The sequence below is a fragment of the Salinirussus salinus genome (assembly GCF_009831455.1).
Classification (GTDB): domain Archaea; phylum Halobacteriota; class Halobacteria; order Halobacteriales; family Haloarculaceae; genus Salinirussus; species Salinirussus salinus.
The window spans coordinates 495883-522035 of sequence record NZ_WOWO01000004.1; the positions used below are offsets into that span (position 1 = coordinate 495883).

31 protein-coding genes and 1 tRNA gene are annotated in these 26153 nt (G+C 70.6%); 14 read left to right on the plus strand and 18 right to left on the minus strand.

What is annotated here, in order from left to right; genetic code table 11:
• Positions 1–45: 45 nt before the first annotated feature.
• Together GN153_RS16355 and GN153_RS16360 are read right to left on the minus strand one after the other, a co-directional pair.
• Complete coding sequence (locus GN153_RS16355) at positions 46–909, minus strand: VOC family protein (protein ID WP_159904690.1); 864 nt, start codon at positions 907–909, stop codon at positions 46–48.
• Positions 910–1354: 445 nt separating this feature from the next.
• Positions 1355–1427 (minus strand) — tRNA-Pro (locus GN153_RS16360).
• A 92-nt stretch (positions 1428–1519) separates the two neighbouring features.
• On the opposite strand from GN153_RS16360, the gene GN153_RS16365 reads away from it, so the two are divergent.
• Positions 1520–1984, plus strand: a complete 465-nt coding sequence (locus GN153_RS16365; protein WP_159904691.1) for an NUDIX domain-containing protein — start codon at positions 1520–1522, stop codon at positions 1982–1984.
• On the opposite strand, the gene trmY is transcribed toward GN153_RS16365, so the two are convergent.
• The 3 genes from trmY to GN153_RS16380 all read right to left on the minus strand — a co-directional run bounded on the left by trmY (position 1978) and on the right by GN153_RS16380 (position 4268).
• Positions 1978–2577 (minus strand): tRNA (pseudouridine(54)-N(1))-methyltransferase TrmY, encoded by a 600-nt coding sequence (trmY, locus tag GN153_RS16370; protein WP_159904693.1) that lies wholly within the window; start codon positions 2575–2577, stop codon positions 1978–1980. The two genes, GN153_RS16365 and trmY, sit on opposite strands and share 7 nt — an antisense overlap.
• Positions 2578–2643: 66 nt before the next feature.
• The gene (locus tag GN153_RS16375; RefSeq protein ID WP_159904695.1) at positions 2644–3063 is read right to left on the minus strand and encodes a Zn-ribbon domain-containing OB-fold protein; all 420 of its coding nucleotides are present in this window, start codon (positions 3061–3063) and stop codon (positions 2644–2646) included.
• Positions 3060–4268: a thiolase family protein gene (locus GN153_RS16380; protein WP_159904697.1), complete on the minus strand. Its 1209-nt coding sequence runs from the start codon at positions 4266–4268 to the stop codon at positions 3060–3062. Before GN153_RS16380 ends, GN153_RS16375 begins: the two co-directional genes overlap by 4 nt.
• 277 nt (positions 4269–4545) lie before the next feature.
• Here GN153_RS16380 and GN153_RS16385 point away from each other — a divergent pair, with 277 nt between their 5' ends.
• A complete protein-coding gene (locus tag GN153_RS16385; protein ID WP_159904699.1) occupies positions 4546–5166 on the plus strand; it encodes a phosphoribosyltransferase in 621 nt (206 codons plus the stop codon).
• Positions 5167–5319: 153 nt separating this feature from the next.
• Positions 5320–6147, plus strand: coding sequence for a hypothetical protein (locus GN153_RS16390; RefSeq protein ID WP_159904701.1), 828 nt, complete (start codon positions 5320–5322; stop codon positions 6145–6147).
• Positions 6148–6157: 10 nt separating this feature from the next.
• Here GN153_RS16390 and GN153_RS16395 read toward each other — a convergent pair whose 3' ends face one another.
• Positions 6158–6919 (minus strand): proteasome assembly chaperone family protein, encoded by a 762-nt coding sequence (locus tag GN153_RS16395; RefSeq protein ID WP_159904703.1) that lies wholly within the window; start codon positions 6917–6919, stop codon positions 6158–6160.
• 51 nt (positions 6920–6970) lie between these two features.
• Between GN153_RS16395 and GN153_RS16400 the strand changes: the two genes are divergently transcribed.
• The gene (locus GN153_RS16400; RefSeq protein ID WP_159904705.1) at positions 6971–7696 is read left to right on the plus strand and encodes a TVP38/TMEM64 family protein; all 726 of its coding nucleotides are present in this window, start codon (positions 6971–6973) and stop codon (positions 7694–7696) included.
• Between the two features lie 16 nt (positions 7697–7712).
• Here the strand turns inward: GN153_RS16400 and GN153_RS16405 are convergent, their stop codons facing one another.
• Together GN153_RS16405 and GN153_RS16410 are read right to left on the minus strand one after the other, a co-directional pair.
• Entirely contained in the window at positions 7713–8156 is a 444-nt protein-coding gene (locus GN153_RS16405; RefSeq protein ID WP_159904707.1) for a universal stress protein, read from the minus strand.
• A complete protein-coding gene (locus tag GN153_RS16410) occupies positions 8153–8758 on the minus strand; it encodes a plastocyanin/azurin family copper-binding protein (protein ID WP_159904709.1) in 606 nt (201 codons plus the stop codon). The genes GN153_RS16405 and GN153_RS16410 overlap by 4 nt, the downstream gene beginning before the upstream one ends.
• A gap of 209 nt (positions 8759–8967) precedes the next feature.
• Here GN153_RS16410 and GN153_RS16415 point away from each other — a divergent pair, with 209 nt between their 5' ends.
• On the plus strand, positions 8968–9696 hold the full coding sequence (locus tag GN153_RS16415) for an SDR family NAD(P)-dependent oxidoreductase (RefSeq protein ID WP_159904711.1): 729 nt from the start codon (positions 8968–8970) through the stop codon (positions 9694–9696).
• 62 nt (positions 9697–9758) lie between these two features.
• Here GN153_RS16415 and GN153_RS16420 read toward each other — a convergent pair whose 3' ends face one another.
• The 3 genes from GN153_RS16420 to GN153_RS16430 form a co-directional block, all read right to left on the minus strand.
• A complete protein-coding gene (locus tag GN153_RS16420) occupies positions 9759–10202 on the minus strand; it encodes a pyridoxamine 5'-phosphate oxidase family protein (RefSeq protein WP_159904713.1) in 444 nt (147 codons plus the stop codon).
• A 137-nt stretch (positions 10203–10339) separates the two neighbouring features.
• A complete protein-coding gene (locus GN153_RS16425) occupies positions 10340–10759 on the minus strand; it encodes a universal stress protein (RefSeq protein WP_159904715.1) in 420 nt (139 codons plus the stop codon).
• Positions 10760–10887: 128 nt separating this feature from the next.
• Positions 10888–11892: a succinylglutamate desuccinylase/aspartoacylase family protein gene (locus GN153_RS16430; protein WP_159904717.1), complete on the minus strand. Its 1005-nt coding sequence runs from the start codon at positions 11890–11892 to the stop codon at positions 10888–10890.
• A 73-nt stretch (positions 11893–11965) separates the two neighbouring features.
• On the opposite strand from GN153_RS16430, the gene GN153_RS16435 reads away from it, so the two are divergent.
• Both GN153_RS16435 and GN153_RS16440 read left to right on the plus strand, forming a co-directional pair.
• Positions 11966–13300: a RimK family alpha-L-glutamate ligase gene (locus GN153_RS16435; protein ID WP_394350947.1), complete on the plus strand. Its 1335-nt coding sequence runs from the start codon at positions 11966–11968 to the stop codon at positions 13298–13300.
• Between the two features lie 97 nt (positions 13301–13397).
• Positions 13398–13973 (plus strand): flavodoxin domain-containing protein, encoded by a 576-nt coding sequence (locus GN153_RS16440; RefSeq protein ID WP_159904721.1) that lies wholly within the window; start codon positions 13398–13400, stop codon positions 13971–13973.
• A 96-nt stretch (positions 13974–14069) separates the two neighbouring features.
• Here GN153_RS16440 and GN153_RS16445 read toward each other — a convergent pair whose 3' ends face one another.
• Both GN153_RS16445 and GN153_RS16450 read right to left on the minus strand, forming a co-directional pair.
• Positions 14070–14651, minus strand: coding sequence for a VIT1/CCC1 transporter family protein (locus GN153_RS16445; protein WP_159904723.1), 582 nt, complete (start codon positions 14649–14651; stop codon positions 14070–14072).
• A 4-nt stretch (positions 14652–14655) separates the two neighbouring features.
• Positions 14656–14946 (minus strand): DUF211 domain-containing protein, encoded by a 291-nt coding sequence (locus tag GN153_RS16450; RefSeq protein WP_159904725.1) that lies wholly within the window; start codon positions 14944–14946, stop codon positions 14656–14658.
• Between the two features lie 184 nt (positions 14947–15130).
• On the opposite strand from GN153_RS16450, the gene GN153_RS16455 reads away from it, so the two are divergent.
• Together GN153_RS16455 and GN153_RS16460 are read left to right on the plus strand one after the other, a co-directional pair.
• Positions 15131–15844, plus strand: coding sequence for a metal-dependent hydrolase (locus GN153_RS16455; protein ID WP_368372795.1), 714 nt, complete (start codon positions 15131–15133; stop codon positions 15842–15844).
• Positions 15845–15874: 30 nt separating this feature from the next.
• Positions 15875–16561, plus strand: a complete 687-nt coding sequence (locus GN153_RS16460; RefSeq protein ID WP_159904727.1) for a hypothetical protein — start codon at positions 15875–15877, stop codon at positions 16559–16561.
• On the opposite strand, the gene GN153_RS16465 is transcribed toward GN153_RS16460, so the two are convergent.
• Together GN153_RS16465 and GN153_RS16470 are read right to left on the minus strand one after the other, a co-directional pair.
• Positions 16526–19222: a cation-translocating P-type ATPase gene (locus GN153_RS16465; RefSeq protein ID WP_159904729.1), complete on the minus strand. Its 2697-nt coding sequence runs from the start codon at positions 19220–19222 to the stop codon at positions 16526–16528. The genes GN153_RS16460 and GN153_RS16465 overlap by 36 nt on opposite strands.
• A 69-nt stretch (positions 19223–19291) precedes the next feature.
• Positions 19292–20197 (minus strand): universal stress protein, encoded by a 906-nt coding sequence (locus GN153_RS16470; protein ID WP_159904731.1) that lies wholly within the window; start codon positions 20195–20197, stop codon positions 19292–19294.
• A gap of 91 nt (positions 20198–20288) precedes the next feature.
• Between GN153_RS16470 and GN153_RS16475 the strand changes: the two genes are divergently transcribed.
• From GN153_RS16475 to GN153_RS16485, 3 genes are all read left to right on the plus strand, one after another.
• Entirely contained in the window at positions 20289–20720 is a 432-nt protein-coding gene (locus GN153_RS16475) for a DUF2267 domain-containing protein (protein ID WP_159904733.1), read from the plus strand.
• Positions 20721–20829: 109 nt separating this feature from the next.
• The gene (locus tag GN153_RS16480; RefSeq protein ID WP_159904735.1) at positions 20830–21693 is read left to right on the plus strand and encodes a universal stress protein; all 864 of its coding nucleotides are present in this window, start codon (positions 20830–20832) and stop codon (positions 21691–21693) included.
• Positions 21694–21790: 97 nt separating this feature from the next.
• Complete coding sequence (locus GN153_RS16485) at positions 21791–22243, plus strand: pyridoxamine 5'-phosphate oxidase family protein (RefSeq protein ID WP_159904737.1); 453 nt, start codon at positions 21791–21793, stop codon at positions 22241–22243.
• Between the two features lie 66 nt (positions 22244–22309).
• Here the strand turns inward: GN153_RS16485 and GN153_RS16490 are convergent, their stop codons facing one another.
• The 3 genes from GN153_RS16490 to aglM form a co-directional block, all read right to left on the minus strand.
• Positions 22310–22753 (minus strand): type II toxin-antitoxin system VapC family toxin, encoded by a 444-nt coding sequence (locus GN153_RS16490; RefSeq protein ID WP_159904739.1) that lies wholly within the window; start codon positions 22751–22753, stop codon positions 22310–22312.
• The gene (locus tag GN153_RS16495) at positions 22750–23097 is read right to left on the minus strand and encodes a hypothetical protein (RefSeq protein ID WP_159904741.1); all 348 of its coding nucleotides are present in this window, start codon (positions 23095–23097) and stop codon (positions 22750–22752) included. Before GN153_RS16495 ends, GN153_RS16490 begins: the two co-directional genes overlap by 4 nt.
• A 92-nt stretch (positions 23098–23189) precedes the next feature.
• Positions 23190–24488 carry a UDP-glucose 6-dehydrogenase AglM gene (gene aglM, locus GN153_RS16500; protein ID WP_159904743.1) on the minus strand — a complete coding sequence of 433 codons (1299 nt, stop codon included), beginning with the start codon at positions 24486–24488 and terminating at the stop codon, positions 23190–23192.
• 304 nt (positions 24489–24792) lie between these two features.
• Here aglM and GN153_RS16505 point away from each other — a divergent pair, with 304 nt between their 5' ends.
• On the plus strand, positions 24793–25212 hold the full coding sequence (locus tag GN153_RS16505) for a nuclear transport factor 2 family protein (RefSeq protein ID WP_159904745.1): 420 nt from the start codon (positions 24793–24795) through the stop codon (positions 25210–25212).
• Between the two features lie 98 nt (positions 25213–25310).
• The gene (gene aglF / locus GN153_RS16510; protein WP_159904747.1) at positions 25311–26078 is read left to right on the plus strand and encodes a UTP--glucose-1-phosphate uridylyltransferase AglF; all 768 of its coding nucleotides are present in this window, start codon (positions 25311–25313) and stop codon (positions 26076–26078) included.
• Positions 26079–26153 lie beyond the last annotated feature (75 nt).

Genomic DNA, 26153 nt, shown 5'->3' on the forward strand with positions numbered 1-26153 from the left:
GCCCCGCATCTGGTCGGCAGCCGCGCCGCCGAGAAGGCTCCTGTACTACCGCGAGTTTGCTGTGGCCTCGACGATGCCGACTTCCGAGAGCGGCCCCTCTGGCCCGGTCGGCCATCCGACCTCACGGCCCTCCCACGAGACCCGGGCGTCGAGTCCGAACCGCTCGGCCGACTGCTCGACGTCCGTCGTCCCGAGCAGCAGGCCACAGGGCGAGGGGCCGAACCGCTCGAGCCGGTCGGCGAGCCCCGACCCCGCCGCCGGCTCGGCCAGGACCGGTGGAGCGCCGGGGAACCGGACCAGCGTCGCCTCGAACGGTTCGCCTGCCTCCCGGACCGGCTCGGGCAGGTCGGGAAACGCCCGGCGGAACTGCTCGGCCACGCGGTCGGCGTCGGGGACGCCGAGGACGACCCGCTCGATGCCGGTCAGTTCGCTCTCGGCCGCCGCAGGGGTCGGCGAGACGCGCCACTCCCGGGGCGTCTCGTCGGCGATGAGAAACGGCAGCGTCGCCCCCGGCTCGCCCTCGCCCAGCATCGCGAGTTCCCACGCCAGCTCGACCCCGTCGGGGCGCTCGCGGGCCATCGGTTCGGGTCCGTCGACAGCGATGCCGGCGTCGCGGAGCCGGGTTGCCTCCGCTGGGAGGTCTCCGGCCCGGACCGCCCACGCGCAGGGGCCGCCGTCGTTGCGGATGTGCGCGTCCCACAGCGGCGACTCGACGTCCGGCTCGGCGGTCGAGATGCACTCGACGTACGACCCGTCCGGGAAGCCAAGCAGGGACATCTCCGTGACGCCGTTCGAGTGCATCCCGCCGTACTCCGTCGGCAAGCCGACCGCGGCGAAGGCGTCCTCGAGCCGGTCGAGCGAACTCGCCGCCAGGGTCGCGTGGTCGATCCGAAGCATGCTCCTGCTCACGTCTGGCCGTCCGACGGCAATACCTGTTTGGACGGTCGGCCAGCGGGGCGCACCCTTGGTATACAAGCCGGTACTTTGAGGCCCCCGACGCTCCTTCTCCCCGCTACCTCACCCCGAGGGCTCCTGGACCGTACTCCCGCGGGATGGGGTACGGAAGGGGGGCTTTCGGTCGCGGACACTGCTGATACAGCTCATCGATGTAGTCACCGCAGAAGTCGCAGATGGAGCGCTCTTGAGATTTTGAAGAACTCACGCTGTACACCCCGTTTTCGGTTGAAAGTTGCAACTAATCCCGGAAAAAGTATAAATATGTAGTGGGCCGGCGCAGATATCGAACCGGAGCAAGACGGTCGCTCGCTCCGCTCGCGCTACGTCTTGCAGGGTCCGAATCTGCGCGGCGTCGCGCACACGCGGCGCTCGCCAGTGAGCGCCGCGAGAAGCTTGATGGGCCGGCGCAGATTCGAACTGCGGTTACGGCCACCCGAAGGCCGAAGGATACCAAGCTACCCCACCGGCCCGCAACAGCACACGGAGGCAGTCGTGGCCGAAAGGTAAGCCTTCCGGAACGCCCGAACGCCGGCTTCATTGCGGGCCCGCGACAGGGTGTCGTATGGACGTTCAGGACGCTCACATCCCCGAACCGGACTTCGCCACCTGTCTCCGGCACATGCCACAACCGTGTGTCGACCTCGTCGTGGCGTACGACGGCGGCGTACTGCTGGCCCGCCGGCAGAACGAGCCCGCGAAGGGTCGGCTCTTCTGGCCCGGCGGCCGCCTCTACAAGGGCGAACGGCTCGACGACGCTCCCCGGCGAATCGCCCGCGAGGAACTCGGTCTCGAGGTTCGCGTCGCCGAGCGACTCGGCGTGAGCGAGCACTTCTGGGAGGAGACGTCGGTCGCGGGGGTCGAGAGCCGACACACGATCCCGGTCGTCTACCGGGTGGTCCCAGAGCCTGCCGACCAGCCGGTCGAACTCGACGCTCAGCACGGCGAGTACGAGGTCCTCCGGGAGCCACGCGAGGACCTCCACGAGTACGTCCGCGAGTACCTCGACCGCTTCGAGTTGCTTCAGTAACGGTCGGTGTCGAACCCCTCGGTGTCGACCCAGCTGTGTGCCAGCACGGTCGCGTGGTCGGCGTGTAGCGGGTGTGGCCCGAGGCTGATACGGTGGTCGGCGACGGCCTCGAGGAGCTCTCGCTCTTCCTCGGTGAACTCGCGGTGGTCCGAGAGGACGAACACGGGGTCCGCCGGCGGCGCCACCGCAGGGGCGGGCTCGCCGTCCGTCTGGAGGTGGACGACGGTCCCGTTCGCGCTCGCGGCCTCGACGGTTCCCTCGAATCCCCGGCGGACCAGCGAGACGCCCGGCGACACTTCGACGGGGATCTGTCCGATCGCTTCCTCGCGCTCGGCCAGCGCCGCCCGGACCCGCGCGGCCGTCGAGCGCTCGTCGGGATTGAGCCCCTGGAGGGTCGCGCCGTCGAAGGTGACGGTGAACGTCTCGCCCAGCACCAGGTGAACGCGGGTGTCTGCCCGGATGTCGTGAGAGAGCAACAGCGCCGCAGTTATGGACCGCGCGAGCAGGTCCATGCGGCCCGCGCCGGTGAGGTCGTCGAGCGAAAAGTCCACCGTGGCGGGTGCCTCGTGGCCGACGTAGACGAACTGTCGCATGCTCTCCGGTGAACGCCGAGAGGGCATGAATCGCCCGGCTCCGGTCCTGTCGGTCCCTCGCCCACCTCACTCCTCCTCGGAGGGCCGGAACTTCGGGAGCGCGAGGTCCTCGGTGACGCGGTCGAAGGCCACCTCGACGGGCAGGCCGATTTCGACCGCCGCCGGCGCACAGCCGACCACGTTCGAACAGACCCGCACCCCCTCGTCGAGTTCGACGTACGCCACGACGTACGGAACGTCCTCGGCGAACGCCGGGAGTTCCGTCGCGCGCCGGATCACGGTGTAGGTGTGGACGTGACCGGACCCCTCGCTCTCGACCCACTCGACGGCCTCGGAGCCACAGAAGTGACACCACTCCCGCGGGAAGAACTGCCGGTTCTCGCAGTCGGGACACTCCTGGACGAGCAGCCGCCCCTCGCTCGCCGCCGCCCAGAACTGAGCGTCGACTGTAGCGTCGCGGTCGGGGAGCGGGCGGTCGGCCGTCACGCCGGCCACCCCCGTTCGAGGATCCCTACGGAGTGGGCCGTCAGGTTCTTGCCGTACTGGCCGGCGCCGACGCCGGTGACAAGCCCCCGCTCGGCGCCGGGGACCTGCCGCCGGCCGCCCTCGCCGCGGAGCTGGCGGACGGCCTCGACCACCTGCACGAAGGCGGCCCCGCCGACGCCGGCCTGGCCGACACACAGCTGGCCGCCGCCGGTGTTGAGCGGGAGGTCGCCGGCGTACGAGAGGTCGGTTTCGGCGACGAAGTCCGCGCCCTCGCCGCGGGCCGCGTATCCGAGTTCCTCGAGCTGGAAGAGCTCGACGATGGGATAGTCGTCGTAGAGCTGCAGGAAGTCCATCTCCCCGGGCCCCAGCCCGGCCATCCCGTAGGCGCGCTCGGCGGCCGCCTCGATCCCCATCCCGTAAAAGGTCCGTTGTTGGGCCACTTCGGGGTTGTAGCTGTGCCCGAAGCCCCGGATCGAGACGGGATCGACGTCCAACTCGCCCGCCAGGTCGGTCGAGGCGAGCAGGACGCCGAAGCCGGCGTTGACCGGGACGACACAGTCGAACAGCCGGATCGGGTCCGCGATGGGCTCCGAGTTCTTGTACTCCTCGGCGGTGACCGGCTCGTCGAAGTACGCCAGCGGATTCCGCGTCGCGTGGTCGCGCTGGGTGACGTAGACCTCGGCGAGCTGGTCCCGGACAGGACCGTACTCGTGGGTGTACCGCTGCTGGGCGAGTGCGAGCAGGGCGTTCGCCCCCTGCATCCCGAAGGGAGCGACGTACTCCCGGTCGAACCCCCGCGGGTCCCGCGGGAAGACCTCGCCCGAGCCCTTCTCCGGGTGTTTGGGCGTGCCGGCGCCGAGACACAGGATGGAGTCGACGACGCCGGACTCGATGGCCTGGGCCGCCTGTGTCACCAGCGGGACGGCCTGGCCCCCGCAGTGGTCCGTGACGGTGACCCAGGCCAGGTCCTCGAAGCCAAGCGTCTCGGCGAGCATCATCGGATAGCGGTACGGGGTCTCGACGGAGGGCCGCGCGACGCCGAGCCCGTCGATCTCGGTGAATGCCAGGCCGGCGTCCGCGAGCGTCTCCCTCGCGGCCCTCCAGAAGTACTCCTCGAGCGTGTGGTAGGGCTGGTCGTTGCGCTCGCTGGGACGGCTCTTCGCCGTCTCGCCGACCCCCGCGATGACCGTGTCCTCGAGTACCATGCGACGGTGTGACGGATAGCCCCGTGATAAGCCCGGGGGTTCCCTGGGACTCCGGGGAACAGCCAGTACCGCCCCCGACGCCGCCGGTAGCACGACGTTACCGTCCGTCGGCCCGTCTCCCGGCACGTTCAACGGTCGGGGACTATATGCGGTCACGCTCCGAACCTGGTCCGATGGTCGACGCTTCGACCCGTCCGACTTCGGGTTCCGAACCGGCTCCCGCCCCGGGTGGCGCCCCCGGGCGGTCGCGGGCACCCCGCCGGGGTGTCCGGTAGCGATGTTCCGCGACCGACGCGATGCCGGCCGACAGGTGGCGGAGTTGCTCGAGGGCCACGACATCGAGCCCGACGTGGTGCTGGCGGTCCCGCGGGGTGGGCTTCCCGTGGGACGCGCCGTCGCCGACGCCCTCGGGGTGCCACTCGACGTGGTGGTGGCCCGGAAACTCCCGGCGCCGGGGAACCCGGAACTGGCCGTCGGCGCCGTCGCCGCCGACGGGACGGTGTGGCTCAACGACGGATACGTCGCCGACCTGGGCGTCGACGAGTCCTACGTCGAGCAGGCCACCGAGCGCGAACGCGAGGCCGCCGCACGGAAGCTCGCCCGCTACCGCGGGGACCGCCCCGCGCCCGACCTGGCGGGGAAGGTGGTCGCCGTCGTCGACGACGGGCTCGCGACCGGCGCGACGGTTCGGGCCTGTGTCCGGCAGGTCCGGGACGCCGGCGCCGCACGGGTCGTCGTCGCCGTCCCGGTCGGTCCGCCCGACACCGTCGAACGGCTCCGCGAGGAGGCGGACGAGGTCGTCTGCGTCGAAACGCCGCCACACTTCGGCGCAGTCGGCCAGTTCTACGAGTCGTTCCCGCAGGTCTCCGACGAGGAAGCGATGGGATATCTGGAGTGACCGGGGCTGTCGGCCGCCCGGGCGACCGCTCACCGTTCGGGCGCGGGAAACGGTCTCCGCGGCCCGGGCGAACGCGTGTTCGGCCGCGGAAACGCCACCGTACCGAGACTAACTGTCGTATAACTTTGCCCGCCGGCGGCCGACTCCGGGTCGATGAGCGCGGGACCCGACCCTCCGAACACGCCGCGGGCCGTCGTCCACAAGCAGGTCCTCGACGCCGCGAAACGCCAGCCGGACGCCTCCCTCGAGGCGCTCGCCGACGAGGTGAGCGGTGCGTCGGTCGAACTGGTCGAGAAGACCCTCGCGGAGTACGGCGACCCCGCCGACCAGCCGGGGGTCGACGAGCCACCCGCGGCCGACGGCCACGTTGCCGACGGAGATACTCCCTCCCCCGAGGACGACGACTCGGCAGCCGACAGTCCGGGCTCTTCCGGCGCGAGCGGGGCCACGGATGCCGCGAACGCGGTCGACAGCGCGCTCGGAGACGACCACGCGCCCGGGGCCGAGCGGGCGCCTGGAGCCGAGCAGGCGCGGCGGGCGCGCGGAAACGGGCGCGAGAACGGCGACACGGACAGAGCGCCGGAGATCCCCGAACGGACCCGCGAGACCCTCCGGCTGGTCTGTGAGGATCCCGGGGCCTCGCAGGCCGACCTCGCGGACCGGATGGACGTCGCCAAGTCGACGATCAACAAGTGGCTCCACGCGCTCGAGGGGTTCGAGTGGGAGCGCCGCCGGGAGTTCGCCGCCCGACACGTCGACTGCGACGCGGGACGAGGTGACGACCGGACGGCCTCCGGAGGGGCCCCTCGCCGTGGGGCCGGCCGGGCGTCCGACGGGGCGGTCGTCGTCCCGGCAGAGATCGCCCCCGAGGTGGTGTACGCCTCCGTGACCTCGGGGCGGCTCACCGACGACGAGGCGCTCCGGCTGCTGGAGTCGGTGATCGCGGACGGCCGCCGAGACGGAGAGAGCGGAAGCCCCTGAGCCGTCGCGGCTACATGTACATCCGGTCGTTCGGGTAGTCGTCGGCCGTCGGCTCCTCCCGGAGCGCCTGCATCCGGCCCGCGAGTTCCTCGTAGTACTGCTCCATCTCGTCGGCGCGACCCCGCAGCTCGGTCTCGTCGGTCTCGACTCCGTGGACCGTCTCGAGTGCGTCGAGCAGCCGGATCGCGGCGTCGAAGTCCGGGCCGGGGAGGTGAGTGGGCGTCACCAGCACGCCCGTCGGTGGCCCCTCGTCCTCGAGGCTCCGGCTGAGCAACTCGCCGATGATGCCGTCGAAGAACCCGCCGGCGAGGGGCTCGATGTCCGCGCCCCCCTCGCCGTCGAAGTGACGCTCCCGGTAGCCGTCGGTGGCGACGTGGTAGACGGCGTGCTCGTGAGGCTGGTGGGGGAAGGGGGCGCCGTGGAGGGCCGTGATCTCTGTGACGCCGCGCTTTGCCGCCCACTCCAGCACCGCCTCGGCCCAGAGGTCCGAGACGGTGACGGGGAGAAACAGCTCGGTGATGAGGACGGTCACGTCGGACTCGGCGGTGCTGTAGAGCCTGGCCGGTCGGCGGGGCCGTCCGTCGCTGAACGGGGTGATGTCGGGGAGATTGTGGGTGCGGATGTGGCCCACCTGGGTGGTCTCGACGTGGTTGACGAGGTAGTCGGTCGCCGTCAGTCCCGCAACGCCGAGCCCGGCCGTGCCGACGAGCAGGGTCTCTCCGGGAGGCACGTCGCCGGTCTCTCTGACCTCGAACGCGGGTTCGCGTGTCATGTCTCGTGGTACGACCACACACTCAATAAGCCCACCCCCGGACACTGGCGTATGGGCAGCCGCCTCGAGCGCCTGCGCAGCCGCGTCGAGGGGCTCCGCGTGTTCGAGTCCCCCCGGCAGCGGCGCCGGGTAGCACTTCACCTGGCCGTTGCCGCCGTCCTCCTCGGGGGCGGGGCCCTGCTCCTCCGGGACCGGCTCGCGGTCCTGACCGACGGCCCGGCGCTGCGGGCCTTCGTCGCCGGCTACGGCATCTGGGCGCCGGCGGTGCTCGTCGTCCTGCAGGCGGCCCAGGTCGTCCTCGCCCCCATCCCGGGGCAGTTGCTCGCCGTCGCCGCAGGTTATCTGTTCGGCGTCTGGTGGGGCACCCTCTACAACATGGTCGGGGTCACGCTCGGCAGCATCGCCGCCTTCTGGCTGTCCCGGCGGTTCGGGCGCGCGTACGTCGAGCGGGTCGTCCACGAGGACGCCCTGGCCCGGTTCGACGCCGTCGGGGAGGAGTACGCCCGGTCGGTGCTGTTCGTGTGCTTTCTGATCCCCGGGCTCCCCGACGACGTGCTCTGTTTCGCCGGCGGGCTCACCCGGGTGCCCCTGTACCAGCTCGTCGGCCTCGCCGTCGTCGGCCGGTTGCCCGGCTTCCTGCTGGCGAACGCCGTCGGCGACCTCGCGGGGACCGGACAGGTCGGAACGGCCGCCGTGCTGGCCGCGCTCGTGCTCGCGGCCTCGGTGCTCGGCTACCTGAACCGTGACCGGCTGTTCGGTCTCTTCGAGGACGCCTGACGCCCCGTTCGGGGGTTCACCGGACGACCAGCACGGGGATCCTGGCGCGCCGGACGACTGTCTCCGAGACCCCGCCGAGCAGGATCCGCGCGGGCAGCGACCGGCTGTGGCCCCCGATGACGATCAGGTCGAAGTCGCCCTCCTCGGCGTACTCGAGGATGCTGCTCGCGTCCTCGCCGACGACCTCGTCGGTCTCGATCTCGGCGTCGTACTCCGCCGCGACTTCCTCCGCATCGGCGAGGAGTTTCTCGGCGTGCTCGCGGGCGTCCTCGAGCCACTCGTCGAAGGCGCCGGGCGCGCTCCCCCACCCGCCGGGCCCCAGGTCGCTGGTCCGGAAATCGATGACGTGCAACGCCGTGAGGTCCGCGTCCGGGTGCAGCTCGAGGGCCGTCCTGAGCGCCTTCTCGGACAGCTCCGAGTAGTTGACCGGGACCAGCACCCGCGTGCGGTTGTCGGTCACTGCTCCCCCCCGGGGCCGTAGTCGCCCTGGTACTTCAGGAAGACGTACGCGAGCACGAGCACCGCCAGGAACGCCGCGCCCGCGAACACGGCGACGGTCACGGCGAGCTCCGGCAGCTCCCGCGGCTCCCCGCCGCCGTCGCCGCCGTCGCCGTTCCCTCCGTCGGTCCCCACGGTGAGGGAAGCGACCATCCCTGCCGACTCGTGGGGGACACAGAAGTAGCCGTACTCCCCCTCGACCTCGAAGGTGTGCTCGAAGGTGGCGCCGCCGCCGACGTCGCCGCTGTCGGGGTCGCCTGCGGCGTAGCTGTTGCGCGCGGTTCCCTCGTCGTCGAACCCGCCGGAGGCGAAGTACTCCGCGTCCGCCGGGATATCTTCCTCGTAAGCGGTGACCGAGTGTCCGATCCCGCCGACGTTCTCCCAGACGACGGTCGTGCCCGGTGGGACCGTGGTGTCGTCGGGGTTGAAGACCAGACTGTCGGTCATCTCGATGGTGCGGGTCTGCTGTGCACCTGCGGCCCCCGTGGCTCCTGCCGAGAGCGCTGCCGCTCCCGCGCCGGTCAGGAAGTCGCGCCGGGAGACGGTCCGTGACTGGCCAGCCATACCCCTCTCCAGGGCCGAGGACGGGCATAAACCCCGCTGCCCGCCGCCCGGCGCGAACACCCGTTTCCCGCGGCCGCTCTCTCCCCCGTCTGCCGGTCACGGGTCGGCCCGACCTGATCCGTCGTTTCGCGTCGTTTCACGCCCGCTGTGGCCGTTTCGCCCGCTTATGTCAACATCCCAATTTTATACCCGCGACGTGAAGCCCTTCCATGCTCTCCGACACAGTTGCCGTCGTCACGGGCGGCACCACGGGCATCGGCAAGGCGATCGCGGCGGAGTTTCTCGACCAGGGCGCGGAGGTGGTGGTCTGTGGCCGGCGCGAGGACGTCGGCGCGGAGACCGCCGACGAACTCGGCTGCGAGTTCGTGCAGTGTGACGTCCGGGAGTTCGATGAGGTCCAGGCGCTGGTCGACGGCGCCGTCGACGACGCCGGTCGGCTGGATGTCATGGTGAACAACGCGGGCGTCGGCAGCGAGACGAGCCTCGAGGAGATGAGTCTCGAGGAGTGGCACAACGTGATCGCGACGAATCTCGACGGCGTGATGCACGGCGCGAAGGCCGCGCTACCACACCTGCTCGACACCGAGGGGTGCATCATCAACGTCGAATCCATCTACGGGCTGCGCGGGGGGAAGGGTGCGACCTCCTACTCGGCGTCCAAGGGTGGCGTCGTGAACCTCACCCAGCAACTCGCGGTCGACCTCGCCCCGAAGGGCGTCCGGGTCAACGGGATCTGTCCGGGATTCGTCCACACCCCGATGACCGAGGACCTGCTCGAGAGCGACCGGTTCTACGAGTTCCTCAAGACCCGGACGCCGATGGACCGGGCGGCCGCGCCCGAGGAGATCGCCCCGCTGGCGTCGTTTCTCGCCTCCGATGGCGCCTCCTACATCACCGGCGCGAACATCCCGGTCGACGGCGGCTGGACGGCCTTCTGAGGGCGCGAAACGGCGGATGGGCAACCTCTGAATTCCAGGGGACGGCCCGCCCCGGTAGCCGGTTACGCCCCCTCGTCGGCGGGCTCGAACCCTGGCGGGAGCCCGCTGGACTCCAGCCCGCTCCAGTCCTCGACCGCGAGTTCGTAGACGGCGGTCTCGCCGCGCTCGACGACCGCCCGGAACGCCTCCGGGCGCCACACCTCCTCCAGGGACTCCCGGACGGAATCGGCCTCCTCCCCGGGAACCTCCCGGAGCTGTCCGGTCACCAGCACGCTGCGCCAGCTGAAGGGGGTCTCGGCGCTGTAGACCAGAAACCTGGCCGGCTCGTCCCGGTCGCTCAGCGCGGCCTTCCGGCTGTCCGACCCGAGGACGTAGAGCATGTAGAGGTGCTCCTCGCCGTCGAACCAGAACGACATCGGCCGCAGGCTCGGCGCGCCGTCGGTCGCGAGCCCCAGCACCCCGACGCTGTGGCTCGCGAGAAACTCCCGGACTGCCTGTTCCGCCATCGGGGTGATCTCGTATGCCCCGCCGGTCACGGGGGACACCCCCCGGTCGCAGCCCTTGCCGTCCCCGAGCGGGTGGGCGGTGTCGATCCCCGGCCGGCAGTGTCGCCGCCACCGGGCAGCGGGTCCGACATGGCGGGTCAGACCACCAGCACCGGCCGGCCGACGTTGCGGACGACGCGGTCGGTGACGCTGCCGAGCTGGTCGCCGTCGGCGTGTGACTGGCCCTGGTACCCCAGCACCACGAGGTCGGCGTCGACCTCGTCGGCGTAGCCGATGAGCTCCTCGTGTGGCACCCCGTGACAGCACCGGGTGACGACTTCGACGTCCAGGCCGGTGGCCCGTTCGGTGACCTCCGCGAGCTGTTCCTGGCCCCAGTCCTCGGCCTCGGTAGTGAGGATCTCCGCGCTGCTCAGCGCCGGTTCGCCGTACTTGTCGGTGTCGACCACGAACAGCGCGTGGAGGGTCGCACCGGTCTGTTCTGCCTGTTCGAGCGCGTGAACGACGGCCCGGTTCGCGGACGCGCTGCCGTCTGTCCCCACGAGAATGGTCTCGTACACACCCGGCGTAGGCGCCACCCGCTCAAAGTTAGCGACTGCCTAGCGGGCTCATACTGCCGGCTGTAACTCCGTGAAGATATGCGCCGCCCGGGGCGGCGAGCTTCTTGACAGACGTACAGCCGGCAGCGTCAGTCGGCGGCGCGTTCGATCGCCTTCCGGGTCCGGTCGCCGACGCGGACCAGGTGACAGAGCGGATTCCCGGGGTAGACCAGGGGGTTCTCGAGGACGCCCACCAGCAGGCCGGTGAAGGGCGCCTCGACGACGGTGTCGTCGGTCTTGAACGGGTCGGCGATCGTGGCGATAGGCTCGCCCTCGTAGACGAGCCCGCCCCGGTCGGCGTGCATGTCGACCAGCCCGCCGGCCTCGGCCCGGACCCAGGTCTTCTCGGCCGTCCCGGCGACGACCGCCCGCCACCCCGGCCACGCCACCGTCGCGGCCTCGAGCATCTCGAACTCCGCGAACACGCTCCGGACCCCCGCGAGCGCCGAGTCGATGACGTCACGCTGGAACCGGTGGGCCTCGCCCATCTCGACTGTGACCGTCGGCGTCCCGGCGTCGGTCGCGGCCCGCCGCAGCGCCCCCGAGGGGGCGGCCTTGTCGATGACGACGTTCGAGGCGAAGGCGTTCGCGACCCGGGTCCCGGTCGGGTCGTCCATGTCCGCCCGCACGTGGAGCATGTTCGAGCGCCCCCGGGTCGAGGTGTGGAAGTCGATGCCGAAGTCACAGGGAGCGACGAAGTTGTGGAAGATGTTGTGGGCCATCCGCTTCGCGCTCGTCCCCTCCGGAGTGCCGGGAAACGACCGGTTCAGGTCCCGGTCGTAGATCGGGAGGTAGCGCTGCTGGGCCAGAAAGCCCGGGACGTTCAACACGGGGAGACAGACGAGCGTCCCCCGGAGCCCCTCCAGGTCCCAGTCGTAGGCCACCTCCCGGACCACCTCGATGCCGTTGAGTTCGTCGCCGTGTGCGGCCGCCGAGAGAAACGCCGTCGGGCCGGGCTCGGTCCCGTTGACCACGGTGACGGGCATCTTGACCGGGTCCCCGAGATACGTCTGGGTGACGGTGTACCGGAGGTTCTGGCGCTCGCCGGGGTCGACTCGCCCGCCGCTGTAGGTGAACGTCTCCGCGCCAGTCATACTCGCTTCTGGTCGGATCGCGGTATACATCTGGCGGCGCCCGCCACAGTTATCGGCCGCTGGGGCGAGAGGGATGCACATGTCACCCGTCACCGTCGGCGTCCTCGGCCTCCACAGCAGCAAGGAGAGCAAGGCCATCCTGAACGCCGTCGAGGCGCTGGGCCACGACACCGTCTGGTACCGCCCCGCGAACACCGCCGTCAGCGTCGAGGACGGGACGCTGACGGTCGAACCCGACGCCGACGTGGTGGTCAACCGACTGCTGCTGTCGACGAGCACCCACCCCGCGGAGGACCTGGGCCTGGCGGCGCTGTTCGACCGCGTCCGGCCGCTCCTGAACCCGCCGGGCGCGGTGACGACGGCGATACACAAGTTCGCCACCGCGGCGGCGCTGGCGGAGGCGGGGCTGCCGGTCCCCGATGCCCTGCTGGCGCTCGCGGCCGGCCGGCTCAACCAGGCCCGCGAGCACTTCGGCGAGCGGGCGGTCTACAAGACGGCCATCGGGACCCACGGTGGCGGCGCCTGGCAGGTCGACCTGGACGACCCGGTCAACCCCCGCGTCGGCGACAGGCAGGCGTTCATCCAGCGGTTCGTCGACACACCCGAGGGCGGGCGTCCCCGCGACGCCCGGGTGTACGTCGTCGACGGCTCGGTCGTCGGGGCGATGTACCGGTACGCCCCCGAAGGGGAGTGGCGGACCAACGTCTCGCTGGGCGGCGAGGTCGAGGATGCGACCGCGGATCTCCCGGCACAGGCCACGGAGGTCGCGGTCCGCGCGGCCGAGGTCGTCGGGCTGGACTACGCCGGCGTCGACCTCATCGAGACCGTCGACGGCTGGACGGTGCTGGAGACGAACCCGACCGCGGGCTTCCGGGGCCTGTTCCGGGCGACCGGGACCAGCCCCGCGCCACACATCGCCGCGATGGCCATCGAGCGCGGGGGTGCCAGTGTCGAGGAGAATCGGGTACAGGAGCTGTCGACGGCGCTCGACGACTCGATGCCGACCTGTGCCCCCCGCGAGCCACGGGAACGGCCCACCGAACCCAGCGTCATCGGCTACACCGAGGAGGTGGTCGTCAGCGGCTCCCGCGACACCAGAACCATCCTCGCCAAGTCGGACACCGGCGCGACCCGCACCAGTATCGACGCACAGCTGGCCGCCGAGATCGGCACCGGCCCGATCAAGGACATCATCCGGGTGCGCTCGGGCAGCCTCAAGACCGGAAAGGCCCGCCCGGTGGTCGACGTCGTCGTCGGCGTCGGTGGTACCCAGCACACCGTGACGGCCAGCGTCGAGGACCGCGGACACATGGACTACCCCCTGTTGCTGGGCCGGGACATCCTCGAACACTACCACGTCGACGTGACCCGGACCGCCGAGAGCGAGGCCGGCGACCGCGAGGAGTGACCCGCGGCCGGGTCCCGCGGGTGTCCGCGCCTCGAACGCGCCGTTCGACCCTCCCTTGCCCGGAAGGGCTTTCACCGCCGGCGAGGACACCCGGCCCATGGCCTCCGTGCTCGTCTGCTACGGAACCGGAGAGGGACAGACCGCCAAGGTCGCCGAGCGCCTCGCGGCCGCGCTGTCCGACCGCGGCCACGACCCGACTGTCGTCGACGCCGACGACCCGCCCGCGGACCTCGACGTGGCGGCGTTCGACGCGGTGCTCGCCGGGTCGTCGATCCACGTCGGCGCCCACCGGCCCGCCGTCACCGATTTCATCACCGAGAATCTGGAGGCGCTCGCCGCCCGGCCGACCGGCTTCTTCCAGCTGTCGCTGTCCTCGGCGGCCGACGACGAGGAGCGCCGGGCCGAGGCGGCCGGCTACGTCGACTCGCTCGTCGAGTCGACCGGCTGGCACCCCGACCGCGTGGGGCTGTTCGGCGGCGCGCTTCGGTACTCGGAGTACGGCTTTCTCACCCGGCTGGTGATGAAACGCATCGCGAAGGGTGCGACCGGCGACACCGACACCTCTCGGGACTACGAGTACACCGACTGGGAGGAGGTGACGGCGTTCGCGAACGACTTCGCCGCCTTCGCCGAGGGCCGGCTCGGCGTCGCGCCCCCGGCGACCGAGCGGTAGCGCCGGGTACCGGTCTGAGCGTGTCCGCGTCCGTCCGCGGCGAGCCGCGTGCTTGAGCCGTCCGTGGGGAGCGCGTGCCCGGGCCGTCCGTGAGTCTCACCCCGGGAGGAAGACGTTGATGAGGGCGACGACCAGGCCGGCCAGCCCCATCCGCGCGGCGGCGACATACCACCGCTGCCCGGAGATCGAGCCCATGTAGGCGCCGAAGATGCCCAGCACGCCGACGCCGAGCGCGACGGCGACGAGGGCGGCCTCGACCATCGTGACGGCCGTCCCCTCGAACACGAACGGCGACAGCGGGACGAGAATGCCGATGAGCGGGCCGAGCCCGCTGGCGGTCGCGTGGACCAGCCGGGCGCCGCTTTGCTGGCGCTGGACGCGGGTGTCGTCCAGGTCCGTCAGCATCGCCCGCTCGATCCGCCGGATCTCCGCCCGCGTCTCGGCGCGCTCGATCTCCCAGACGCTCCAGACCGCCGAGGTGCCCAGCCCCACGGCGGCGCCCAGCCCGACCTTGATGACGGTCGCCCCGTCTGGCACGCCCGAGAGGACCGCGCCGACGACGATCCCGATGCTGGTCAGCGTCCCGTCGAAGCCGTTCGAGATGAAGTAGCGCCGCGAGATCGCGAGCACGTCCCGCTTGCCCAGCAGACCCACGAGGCGCTGTCGGAGCGAGGACACGGCCTCAGGGGTCCTGTAACGTCGGGAGGTCGTCGACGGTGTACTCCCCGCAGGCGACCTGGTCGACGGAGTGGACGGTCCCGCCGAGGTTCTCGACCGTCGCCTCGATAGCCTCGAAGTCGACGTCCTCGCCCTCCAGTGTCAGCTTCACGTTCTGGACCTCCTGGTCCAGTTCGATCAGCGAGGACGTGACCCCCGCGACGCTCTCGGCGCCTGCCACCTGCTCGGTGAACTCGAGCAGGGGCGGGTCGTGAGGCTTCAGTACGTCGACCACGAGCCGTCGGACCGGTGGCATACCCCACAATTGTCACGGTCGACACAAAAACGTGCGTGAGCCCCGCGCCGACCAGTCCGAATTCCACGACGGCCCCGTGACTGTCGCCACAGGCGGTCGCCTGCCGCCAGCCACCGACACTCTCATTATATTGTGTTCCTTTGATTCCGACACGATGATGCTCCCGACTCACGCTCTCGCGGGCATGGCGCTTGCGCTCCCGGTGGCGCTGGCGGTCCCGGAGCTGGCCGGGACGGCGCTTCTCGCCGGCTTCCTGGGTGGTGTGGTGCCGGACCTGGACCTCTATGCCGGCCACCGGAAGTCGCTGCACTTCCCGGTGTACTACCCCGCGCTGGCCGTCCCCGCGCTGGTGGTCGCTGCCCTGTTCCCCTCCCCTGCGAGTGTCGGGGTCGCGCTCGTCCTCGCCGGAGCAGCCCTGCACAGCCTGACCGACGTCCTCGGGGGCGGGCTGGAGCTTCGGCCCTGGGAGGGAACCTCCGAGCGCGCCGTCTACGACCACTACCGCGACCGGTGGCTCGCCCCGCGGCGCTGGGTCCGCTACGACGGTTCGCCCGGCGACCTCCTGCTCTCGGTGGCGCTCGCCGCCCCGCTGTTTTCGGTGACCGGTGACGCGCTCTCCCTGCTCGTGGCCGCGACCGCGGGCGTCGCGGCCGTCTACGCGGCCGTCCGGCGACTCCTGCCCGCCGTCGCCACCGCGCTCGTCGGCACCCTCGCCGAGTGGCTCCCGCCGCGCCTGCTCGCCCGCGTCCCCGACCGCTACCGGGAGGGCCGGGGGAACGGCCCCGGTCCCGACGCCGCCCGGAACGCCGCCGGCTCCCCGGGTGCCCGGGGCGCCGACCCGGGTCGGGCGTCCGGGTGGGACCGCTCGAAGGTCGACTCCGCGGACGCCGGGGAGTAATCTTACGGGCCGGCGCCGAGCGCTTGGAGTATGCCGACTGCACCGGCGACCGCGCTCGTGGTTTTGCTCCAGGCGGGGATCCTCGCGGTCCTGGCCGTCGCGGTCCGGCGAGGCAACGTCGCCGCGACGGTCAACGCGCTGGGGTCGTTCGCGCTGGCGGTGCTCCCGACGACGCTCGCGTGGCTGGGCCGTCCCGTCGCGCTCGGTCCGGAGCTGCCGCTGTGGCTCGCGGCTGCGGGACTGTTTCACTCGGTGGGCATGCTCGGTCCCTACGACTCGGTGTGGTGGTGGGACCACCTGACCCACACCCTCTCCGCCGCGCTGGTCGCGGCGCTGGTCTACGCCGCCGCGCTCGTCGCGCTGCCGACGCTGGGGCTCTCCGCCGACCCGGTGACGGTCGCCGCGGTGACGGTCGCGCTCACCTTCGGTGCCGGGGTTCTCTGGGAGCTCGTCGAGATACTCGCCCGGGCGGTCGGCGAGCGCTACGGCGTCGAGCCGGTGCTGGTCCACTACGGCTGGCGCGACACCGCCGCCGACCTCGTCTTCGATGTCGTCGGTGCGGTCCTGGTGGTCGCGCTGGACGTCCGGGTGTTTCTGGGCGCAGCCGGGCGGTTTCCGGGCGCGAGCCGGCTGTTGATACTGGGTGGGGGCGCGGTTCTCGCCGGCTCCGTCGTGGCCGGGCTACTGGTCTGGGTCGGGCCGTCCCTGCGGGGGTAGGTCGGTTTCGGCGGTGTCGGCGGGGAGATACCGCTTGATTGCGGCGGCGACCACGACGTAGCCGGGGAGCGCGAGGGCGACGACGGCACCGAGGACGCCCCAGTCGGCCAGCCCGAGCGGGACGGTCCCGAAGTAGGTCGAGAGCGGGGTGTACAGCACCGCCAGCTGGAGGAGCGCCGAGGAGCCGACCGCGAGCGCGAGCCAGCGGTTCGACAGCGTCGGCGTCTCGCGGAACCACCGGATGACGTACAGCTTGGCGAACTCGATGACGACGAAGCCGGTGAACACCATCGTCATCGCGTAGGGGGTGATGGCGGCCGCGCCGCCGAGGGCGTAGAACATCAGCCCCAGCATGACCGCGACCGAGACGGTCCCGGCGCCGCCGATGAACCCGAGCATCTGGCCGCCGATGATCCCGCTGTCGGGGTCCCGTGGTGGGCGCTCCATCACGTCGCCGCTCTGTGGGTCCGCGCCGAGCGCCAGCGCGGGGAGCCCGTCGGTCAGCAGGTTGATCCACAGAAGCTGGACCGCCGGGAGCACGAGATACCCGAACAGCGAGGCCAGGAAGACGATCGCCACCTCAGCGACGTTCGCGCTGAGCAGATAGGCGACGAACTTCCAGACGTTGTCGAAGATGGCCCGCCCGCGCTCGACGGCCCGCTCGATGGTGGCGTAGTTGTCGTCGAGCAGGACCACGTCGCTTGCCTGCTTGGCGACGTCGGTGCCCCGGACGCCCATCGCGACGCCGATGTCGGCGTTTTTCAGCGCCGGAGCGTCGTTGACGCCGTCGCCCGTCATCGCGACGACGTGGCCGTTGTCCTGCAGCGCCCGCAGGATCCGCACCTTGTGCTCGGGCGAGGTGCGGGCGAAGACGTCGACGGACTCGACAGCCTCCGCCAGCTCCTCGTCGCTGGCCTCCTCGACCTCCCTGCCCTCCATGACCTTCTGGCCCATCCCGAGTTCGCCGGCGACCGCGGCCGCGGTCCGGACGTTGTCGCCCGTCACCATCTTCACCGCGATGCCTGCCCGCTCGGTGGCCGCGAGCGCCTCGGCGACCTCCTCCCGGGGTGGGTCGATCATCCCCACCAGTCCCAGAAAGACCAGCTCACCCTCGACGTCCCCGTCCTCGGCGTAGGCCACCGCGAGCACACGGAGGGCGTCGTCGGCGAAGGTCCCGACCCGCTCGCGGACGCGCTCCGTGACCTCGTCGGTGAGCGGTTCCGGCCCGTCGGCGGTGAGCACCTCGCTGCACTTCCCGAGCACGACCTCCGGCGCTCCCTTGACGTAGCCGACGTCGTCGTGGACGGTGCCCATCCACTTTGTCTCCGAGGAGAAGGGAACCTCGTCAGTCCGGGGGTTCTCCTCGCGCAGGGCGTCGACGTCGATCCCCCGGTCGTCGGCGGCCGCGACCAGCGCCCGCTCGGTCGGGTCACCGTCCTCGAGGGTGGCGTCGTTGCACAGCGCGCCGGCCCGCAGCAGGCGGTCGATCCGGTCCGCGTCCGCCTCACCCTCCGGGACCGTCCGTGCCGACCCGTCCGCGGCGCCCTCCGTCCCCGCACCATCCGGAGTACCCCCGTCGGCGCGACTTCCGCCGAGGTCGTGGACCGCGTCCGCGACCCAGACCCGGCTGACCGCCATCTGTCCCTCGGTGAGCGTCCCGGTCTTGTCGGTGCAGATGACGTCGACGGACCCCAGCGCCTCGACCGCGGGCAGCCGGCGCACGAGCGCGTTCTCGTCGGCCATCACCCGAACCCCGAGCGCGAGCGTCAGCGTCACCACGGCCGGCAACCCCTCGGGCACCGCGGCGACCGCCAGCGATACCGCGGTCAGGCCGGCCTCGACCGGTGCGGTCCCGCGGAGCAACAGCAGCGGGATGACCAGTGCCGCCAGCACGACCACGCCGAGCCCGAGACGGCGACCCAGCTGGTCGAGCTCCCCCTGCAGCGGCGTCCGGGTCTCGTCGGTGGCAGCCAGCTCCCGGGCGATGGCGCCGACCTCGGTGTCCATCCCGGTCGCGGTGACGACCGCGACGGCGTTGCCCCGGGTGACGTTGGTCCCCTTGTAGACCATGCTACCGTGCTCGGCGACCGGGGCGTCGGCGGGGACCGGTTCCGGCCCCTTCGAGACGGGGACGCTCTCGCCGGTCAGCGCCGCCTCGTCGACCTCGAGGTCGGTCTCGGTGACCAGCCGCGCGTCCGCGGGGACGACGTCGCCGCTGCCGAGTTCGAGCACGTCCCCGGGGACGAGTTCGGTCGCGTCGGTCTCGACGGGTTCCTCGCCCCGGCGGACGGTCGCGGTCGGCGCTGTCAGCTCCCGCAGCGCCTCGAGACTCTGCTCGGCGCGGTAGTCCTGCACGAAGCCGAACACGCCGTTTGCGAGCACGATGACGGCGATCAGGACGGCGTCGACGGCGTGGCCGGCCCAGACCGAGAGGGCGGCCGCGGCCAGCAACACCCAGATGAGGACGCTGTCGAACTGCGCCAGGAAGATGGAAAGCGGCGTGCGCTCGTCGGCCTCCGCGACCTCGTTCTCGCCGTGCTCGGCGAGCCGGCGCCGTGCCTCCTCCGGGGAGAGGCCCTCGGGGCTGGTGTCGTGTGCCGCCAGGACCGCCTCGGCCGGTTCGCTGTGTGGCGTCTCGGTTGCCGGATTGTCCGCTCCCACTGTGGCGTCTCCTGTCTCGCTTTCACTGTCGAGACATATAACCCCCGGCCCGGGACTCGGAGACGGGAGTCAGCCCCCGGGAGCGACCACGAGGACCGGCACGTCGACCGTCCGGAGGACGCTCGAGGCGACGCTCCCGAGCAGCCCGCGCCGGAGTGCCGACCGCCCGCGGGAGGCCATCACCACCACGTCGATATCGTTCGCCGCGACGTACTCGCGGACGCCGGCGGCCGCCCCGCCCCTGGCGGGCGCGCGCTCGACGGTGGAGTGAACCGGCAGCTCGGGGGCGAGGCCCCCGGCCGTCTCGGCCACGCCGTCGACGGCCTCCTGTCCGCGCGCCTGGAGCCGGTCGAGAAACTCCCGGTCGAGCCCGCCGACGTCGAAGGGGCCACCCGCAGTCAGCGGGTCGACGACGTTCAGGACGTGCAGCTCCGCGCCGCCGGTGCGCGCGAGCGCGACCCCGTGGGGGGTCGCCGCCGCAGCGTTCTCGCTCCCGTCGGTCGTGACGAGCACCCGCGCCCAGCCGGCTTCCTCCCCGTCTTCGCCAGACCCGCGCGCCTCGCCGGGGACGACGAACACGGGCACGTCGCTCCGGCGGAGCAGCCGCTCGGTGACGCCCCCGAGCAGCCGCCTGCCGAGCCCGGTTCTCCCCTGCCGGCCGACGACGACTAGGTCGGCTCCCTGCCGGGTGGCGTACTCGTCGACCCGGGTCGCGGGGTCGCCCTCGGCCAGCTCGGTCGAGACGGCGTGGCCGACCTCGGCGGCCACCTCCTCGACTGCCGCGAGCGCCGCCTCGCCTCGCTCCCGGAGGCGGCGTTTCTGCCGGTCCGAGGACGCGAACCCGAGCCAGCCCCGTTCGACGACGTAGAGGGCGTCGACGGCGGCGTCGAACTCCCGGGCGAGTTCCAGGCCGCGCCGCGCGGCGTGGGTCGCCTCCTCGCTCCCGTCGACAGCGAGCACGATGCGGTCGTACATGAGTGGGCGTTTCGGGGCCACCCCCTTCACCGTTTCCGCAGCCCCTCGAGCCAGTCGTTATGAGGGACGAACGTGTAGCTCGAAGGGAACGATGAATTTCGACGAATTCACCGGCACCGTCCAGCACAGACTCGAACTCCCGGGGACCGGCGAGACGGTCCGGGCCGTCCGGGCGACGCTGATGGCGCTGGGCCGTCGGATCCCGGAGGGCAACGCCGAGGACCTCGGGGCCTCGCTCCCGATGGAGGTGCGGTGGTACCTCACGGGCGCGGTCCGGGAGCACGGCCAGCGCTTCGACTGGGCGGAGTTCGTCTCCCGCGTGGCCGAGACCGAGGGGATCGACCGCTCGGACGCGGCCTACCACGCCCAGGTAGTCATGGACCTGGTGGCGTCGGTCGTCCCCGAATCCGACTTCCAGCAGCTCCGCGACCAGCTTCCGGAAGCCGACGACGACGAGAACTGGGGCAAGCTCTTCGAGCTGGTCGACGCCGGCGGCTGGGAGGGGACCCGCGAGGATTCGTAGCTGAGCAGCGACGGGGGCTTGAACGACGAAACGGGCCGAACGGTCACGAAACGCGACCCTTGCCACGCCCGTACTTCTTTGCGTTCTTCGGGAGAACCGTCCCCACACGATGTTCGAGGACATTCTGGTGCCGACCGACGGAAGCGACTGTGCGGCGGCGGCCGTGGAGTACGCCGCCGAGCTCGCGTCGCGGTACGGAGCGAGGGTCTACGTCCTGAGCGTCGTCGACTCCCGCCCGTTCGACGACATGCCCCACCGCGAGAGCGTCGAGGCCGCGGCCGAGGAGACCGTCGCGGCGATCCGCGATGACCTCGCGGACGCGGGGGTCACCGCCGAGACCGCCGTCCGGGTCGGGATCCCCCACCGGGAGGTGCTGGACTACGCCGACGAGAACGGGGTGGACCTGGTCGCGATGGGGACCCACGGCCGGACGGGCGTCGAGCGCTACCTGCTCGGCAGCGTCACCGAGAAGGTCGTCCGGCTCTCCGATGTCCCGGTGTTGACTGTCCCGGGGTCGGACGGGGCCGACACCCAGTTCTCGGAAGTGCTGGTGCCGACCGACGGGAGCGAGCAGGCCGAGGCCGCGGTCGACGTCGGGGCCGACGTCGCCGACACGTACGGCGCCCGGCTGCACGCCCTCGCGGTGGTCGAGCCGATGTCGCTGGGGCTCGATGTCCGCTCCGAGATGCTCGCCGACGCCCTGGGGGATGCGGCCCAGGCGGCCGTCGAGCGGGTGGCCGAGCGCGCCACCGCCGCCGGCGTCACGGACGTCGAGACGGCCGTCAGATACGGCTATCCCTACCGCGAGGTGCTGGACTACGTCGACGACAACGATGTGGACCTGGTCGCGATGGGAACTCACGGCCGGACGGGCATCGCCCGATACCTGCTGGGCAGCGTCACCGAGAAAGTCGTCCGGACCGCTGGCGTCCCCGTGTTGACCGTCCGGGCGCCCGGGACCGGCGAGTCCTGACCCCGACTCGGGCCCGGAGCCGGACCTGCGCCCGGACGCTGACTCTGACCCGGGCGGTCGGGGGCGGCTTTTTCTCCCTCCGGATCCTACCTCCAGTATGTCCGACACCTCACCGACGGAGATGACCGCCGAGGAGCGCGACGCGTTTCTCGGGGCCGGCGGCACCGGCGTCCTCTCGCTCGCGAGCGGGGAGGGTCCCCCACACGCCATCCCGATCTCCTACGGTTACGACGCCGAGGGGACGACCTTCTACTTCCGGCTGGCGGTCGGCCCCGACAGCGGAAAGGGCGAGCTGGCCGACCGGCCGGTCACGTTCGTGAGCTACGGGCGGGAGGACACGGCGGAGAACTGGCGGAGCGTCGTCGCGAAGGGACGGCTGGAGGCGACCACGGAGGAATCGGCCGCGCTGGAGTCGCTTGAGGGACTCCAGCAGGTCCACATCCCGCTGGTGGACATCTTCGGCCGGCCCGCCAGGGACGTCCCCTTCGAGTTCTACCGACTCGTCCCCGACGAGCTGACCGGGCGGCAAGAGACGAGTACTGCCGTCTGACCGGTTCCGGTGCCTCCACTGGTCGGTCTGCGTTGCGCTGCTCGTCGTTCGCACGTGCGAGGGTGGCTACGCCTCTCCGGTATCGACCGGGACGCGAGTCATCCCGAGCGTCCGGAAATCTTCCTCGAACGCGAAGATGTGCTCGATATCGAATTCCTCCCCGCATACGGCATTGAGGTGGTCGACGAACGAGATCTCTTGGTCGCTGTACGCAGCAAACTGCTCGACAGTCCGGGCGAAGATCTGCTCGGTTACCTCCAGCACATTGACCGTCGACGACTCACGGATCGTAGTAAGTGCTTCGACGGCTTCGCGGTGTCCGATGCCGTATAGAAGTACCGTCGCGGTCTCGGCGAGTACGTACCGGCTGGTGAACACCGGACCGTAGTCGAGGTCACCGTCCCGGATCCGGTCCATCACGCTGTTCGCGGGAGCGTGGTAGTCGTCGTCTTCGTCGAAGAGTGCGACGAACGCATTCGTGTCGACGAACAGCGGCCGTGGATGCGTCACGATTCGCCGTACAGGAGTTCGTCGACCCGGGTCGAGAGGTCGCCTGTTCCCGATGCGAACGACGGACGGTCGGTGAAAATCGGGTCGCCCGGGTCGACGGGGTTCGGCTCGGCAGTGTCACGCCGCCAGTAGACGACCCGGCCGGCAGTCTCTCGACGGCCGACTCGCCCCTGCTCGTGCAACGCGTCGAGCTTCCGGCGAGCCGAGTCGCTGGAACAGCCCGTCACCGATGCGACATCGCCGGACGTGACGACTGGCCCGTCTACTGTCTCGAACACGGCGAGCACGTCCGCGAGCGTCACCTGTTCGGTGAACTGGCCGTGTTCGTCGCGCTTCCGGCTCATTACAAGGCGATTGGGACCTCTGAGTCAAAGACCTTGCGTCCTACCCGTCATGGTGTCCGCTCATGGCCAACACTCCCCCGACATCTCCGCCCTCACCACGTCAGGCCTTCGTAGGTGATGTCGTCGCGGCGTTCGACGACGCGGCGACCGTCGACGACGACCGGCTCGTCCATCGCGTCGAACTCCGAATCGAGTGCCGCGAACTCGTCCCAATCGGTGACGACGACCGCGCCGTGTGCACCCTTCAGCGCGTCGGCTCCGCTGTCGGCGTACGCGATGTCGGGGAAGTGCTCGCGCATCTCCTCCGTTGCGACGGGGTCGTAGGCGACGACCTCGGCGCCGCGCTCTCGGAGCCCCTCGATGACCGGGATGGCTCTGGAGTTGCGCACGTCGTCGGTCCCGGGCTTGAACGACAGGCCGAGGACGGCGACGCGCTCGCCCGCAACGTCGGCGTGGCCGTCGAGCAGGTCCAGCAGGCGTTCCGGTTGGAGATCGTTCACTGTGAGAGCGGCTTCGAGCATCTGTGGTGTGTAGCCCGCGTCGTGTGCTGCGGCGACGATCGCGGAGACGTCCTTCGGAAAGCAGCTCCCCCCGAATCCCACCCCACTCCGGAGGAACTGCTCGCCGATCCGGTCGTCGAGGCCGATGGCCTCGGCCACCTCGTAGGCGTCGACGCCGAACTCCTTGCAGACGTTGCCGATGTCGTTGATGAGGCTGACCTTCGCGGCCAGGAAGGCGTTGTTGGCGTACTTGATCATCTCGGCCTCGCGGACGCCCGTCTCGACGACCGGTACCCCGCCGTCGGCAGCTTCGATGAGGGGTTCGTAGACCGTCTGAATGGTCGCGTAGGCTCTTTCGTTGTTGGCGCCGAAGACGACCTTGTCCGGATTGAGGAAGTCCTCCACGGCAGTCCCCTCCCGAAGAAATTCCGGGTTCATCGCGATATCGAAGTCCTCGCCGGCGGTCAGGTCACCGCCGGCCTCGATACGCGGTCCGATCTCCTCCTCGGTCGACCCCGGGACGACGGTGCTCTTGACGACGACGAGGTGGTCGCCGTCCTTGTCGGCCAGCGCTGTCCCGAGGGACTCGGCGCCGGCCTGCATAATCGAGAGGTCGATACTGCCGTCCGCATTCGAGGGTGTGGGAAGTGCGAGGAAGGTGACGTCGGTCTCGCGGACGGCACCGTAGTCGGTGGTCGCGCGGAGGCGGTCGCCGCCGTGGGCGGCGATACGCTCGGAGAGGCCGGCCTCGTGGATCGGGGCCTCACCGCCGTTGATCGCGTCGACGACGTCCTCGTCGATGTCGACGTTGACGACCTCGTGGCCGAGGTCCGCGAAGCAGGCCGCGACTGTCGTCCCGACGTAGCCGCTGCCGACGATGCTGACGTTCATTACCCGTACTATCCCTCCCTCGGGTTTGAGTATTCGGTTGCTGCGTCGGTCCGGAAGCAGCTCGCGCCGGGCTGCCGTGGCTGGTCGGCTCGAGTTGCCCCGCGTCGGGAAGCCGGAATCTCACTCCACAGGCCCGTGTCGAATACGGAGTGCACATCGTCCACCGCCGACGAACATCCGACATCCGTGCGAGCATTTAACATACTGTTTTCCGAAGGGGACGGCGGACGTCCTTCCGGACCCCGCGCAGGCGGTCGCTGGGACGGGGTGTCCCGGATGTCGACACGACAACCGAGCGATACCGATGGAACACACAACAATGGACCCAGAAGCACTCGTCAGAGAAGCGGAGGCAGCGTACCAGGCACAGGACGCCGACCGGATCATGGACCTGTTCGACCCGGAAATCCTCGTCTACTGGGACGGAAAGCAACTGTGGGAGACCCACGAGGACGTCCGGGAGCACCACGCGGAGGCCATCGCCGACCTGCCGGAGTTCGACATCCAGAAGTCGCTCCGGGCTGCCAGCGGGGACACGATCACCGTCGAATGGCGGGATTCGTGGGTCGACGCCGAGGGCACCCGCGGTGAAGGGTTCGGTGCCGAATTCTGGACGATGCACGACGGCCGGCTCCGCGAGTGGCACGTCTACTACGAGACCTACGACCACGACGAGATGGCCGGTGGCGAGTTCCTCACCCACCACCCGGCAGGCGAGGGGTAGAGCGGTCTCCGGAGTGACGGGGACATGCGGTGGCTACCACAGAGTGACCGCGCCACAACCTGCGAACAGTTTTGAATGCCGGCTCACAACAGAGGGCTATGAAAGCTGTCGTGCTCGCCGCTGGGGAAGGAACCCGGCTGCGGCCGCTGACCGAGGACAAGCCGAAAGGGATGGTCGAGGTCGACGGCAAGCCCATCCTGACGCACTGTTTCGAGCAGATGGCGGCGCTGGGTGCGGACGAACTCGTGGTGGTGGTCGGCTACATGAAGGAGGCGATCATCTCGCATTACGGCGACGAGTTCGCAGGGATGCCGATCACCTACACCCACCAGCGCGAGCAGGACGGGCTGGCCCACGCCCTGTTGACCGCCGAGGAACACGTCGACGACGACTTCATGCTCATGCTCGGGGACAACATCTTCGACGCCAACCTTGAGGACGTGGTCCGGCGCCAGCGCGAGGACCGCGCCGACGCAGCCTTCCTCGTCGAGGAAGTGCCCTGGGAGGACGCCAGCCGCTACGGCGTCTGCGACACGAACGACTACGGGGAGATCACCGACGTGGTCGAGAAGCCCGAGGACCCGCCCTCGAATCTGGTGATGACTGGCTTCTACACCTTCACGCCCGCCATCTTTCACGCCTGTCACCTCGTCCAGCCCTCCAATCGCGGCGAGTACGAACTCTCGGAGGCGGTCGACCTGCTGATCCAGAGCGGCCGGACCATCGACGCCATCCGGATGGACGGCTGGCGCGTCGACGTCGGCTACCCCGAAGACCGCGAGAAAGCCGAGGGCCTGTTACGGGGGGAGGACGCGGTCGACGCCAGCGAGGGCGGGAGCGGTGAGGCGACCGCGGGCTCGGAGTAGTGGACGAAACGGGCGTCGCGGCTCGTCGCTGGAGGGCGAACCACAGACTGACGATTTTTCCGACTCCAGTACGTC

What these genes read in the sequence shown, in the direction of transcription:
- GN153_RS16455 (WP_368372795.1), top strand. Translation starts at nt 15,131, where the DNA reads ATGGCGCTTGCGCTCCCGGTGGCGCTGGCGGTCCCGGAGCTGGCCGGG.
- GN153_RS16430 (WP_159904717.1), bottom strand. Translation starts at nt 11,892, where the DNA reads ATGACTGGCGCGGAGACGTTCACCTACAGCGGCGGGCGAGTCGACCCC.
- aglF (WP_159904747.1), top strand. Translation starts at nt 25,311, where the DNA reads ATGAAAGCTGTCGTGCTCGCCGCTGGGGAAGGAACCCGGCTGCGGCCG.
- GN153_RS16380 (WP_159904697.1), bottom strand. Translation starts at nt 4,268, where the DNA reads ATGGTACTCGAGGACACGGTCATCGCGGGGGTCGGCGAGACGGCGAAG.
- GN153_RS16485 (WP_159904737.1), top strand. Translation starts at nt 21,791, where the DNA reads ATGTCCGACACCTCACCGACGGAGATGACCGCCGAGGAGCGCGACGCG.
- aglM (WP_159904743.1), bottom strand. Translation starts at nt 24,488, where the DNA reads ATGAACGTCAGCATCGTCGGCAGCGGCTACGTCGGGACGACAGTCGCG.
- GN153_RS16475 (WP_159904733.1), top strand. Translation starts at nt 20,289, where the DNA reads ATGAATTTCGACGAATTCACCGGCACCGTCCAGCACAGACTCGAACTC.
- GN153_RS16435 (WP_394350947.1), top strand. Translation starts at nt 11,966, where the DNA reads ATGCACATGTCACCCGTCACCGTCGGCGTCCTCGGCCTCCACAGCAGC.
- trmY (WP_159904693.1), bottom strand. Translation starts at nt 2,577, where the DNA reads ATGCGACAGTTCGTCTACGTCGGCCACGAGGCACCCGCCACGGTGGAC.
- GN153_RS16420 (WP_159904713.1), bottom strand. Translation starts at nt 10,202, where the DNA reads ATGGCGGAACAGGCAGTCCGGGAGTTTCTCGCGAGCCACAGCGTCGGG.
- GN153_RS16385 (WP_159904699.1), top strand. Translation starts at nt 4,546, where the DNA reads ATGTTCCGCGACCGACGCGATGCCGGCCGACAGGTGGCGGAGTTGCTC.
- GN153_RS16450 (WP_159904725.1), bottom strand. Translation starts at nt 14,946, where the DNA reads ATGCCACCGGTCCGACGGCTCGTGGTCGACGTACTGAAGCCTCACGAC.
- GN153_RS16395 (WP_159904703.1), bottom strand. Translation starts at nt 6,919, where the DNA reads ATGACACGCGAACCCGCGTTCGAGGTCAGAGAGACCGGCGACGTGCCT.
- GN153_RS16390 (WP_159904701.1), top strand. Translation starts at nt 5,320, where the DNA reads ATGAGCGCGGGACCCGACCCTCCGAACACGCCGCGGGCCGTCGTCCAC.
- GN153_RS16480 (WP_159904735.1), top strand. Translation starts at nt 20,830, where the DNA reads ATGTTCGAGGACATTCTGGTGCCGACCGACGGAAGCGACTGTGCGGCG.
- GN153_RS16505 (WP_159904745.1), top strand. Translation starts at nt 24,793, where the DNA reads ATGGAACACACAACAATGGACCCAGAAGCACTCGTCAGAGAAGCGGAG.
- GN153_RS16410 (WP_159904709.1), bottom strand. Translation starts at nt 8,758, where the DNA reads ATGGCTGGCCAGTCACGGACCGTCTCCCGGCGCGACTTCCTGACCGGC.
- GN153_RS16495 (WP_159904741.1), bottom strand. Translation starts at nt 23,097, where the DNA reads ATGAGCCGGAAGCGCGACGAACACGGCCAGTTCACCGAACAGGTGACG.
- GN153_RS16470 (WP_159904731.1), bottom strand. Translation starts at nt 20,197, where the DNA reads ATGTACGACCGCATCGTGCTCGCTGTCGACGGGAGCGAGGAGGCGACC.
- GN153_RS16460 (WP_159904727.1), top strand. Translation starts at nt 15,875, where the DNA reads ATGCCGACTGCACCGGCGACCGCGCTCGTGGTTTTGCTCCAGGCGGGG.
- GN153_RS16365 (WP_159904691.1), top strand. Translation starts at nt 1,520, where the DNA reads ATGGACGTTCAGGACGCTCACATCCCCGAACCGGACTTCGCCACCTGT.
- GN153_RS16440 (WP_159904721.1), top strand. Translation starts at nt 13,398, where the DNA reads ATGGCCTCCGTGCTCGTCTGCTACGGAACCGGAGAGGGACAGACCGCC.
- GN153_RS16400 (WP_159904705.1), top strand. Translation starts at nt 6,971, where the DNA reads ATGGGCAGCCGCCTCGAGCGCCTGCGCAGCCGCGTCGAGGGGCTCCGC.
- GN153_RS16415 (WP_159904711.1), top strand. Translation starts at nt 8,968, where the DNA reads ATGCTCTCCGACACAGTTGCCGTCGTCACGGGCGGCACCACGGGCATC.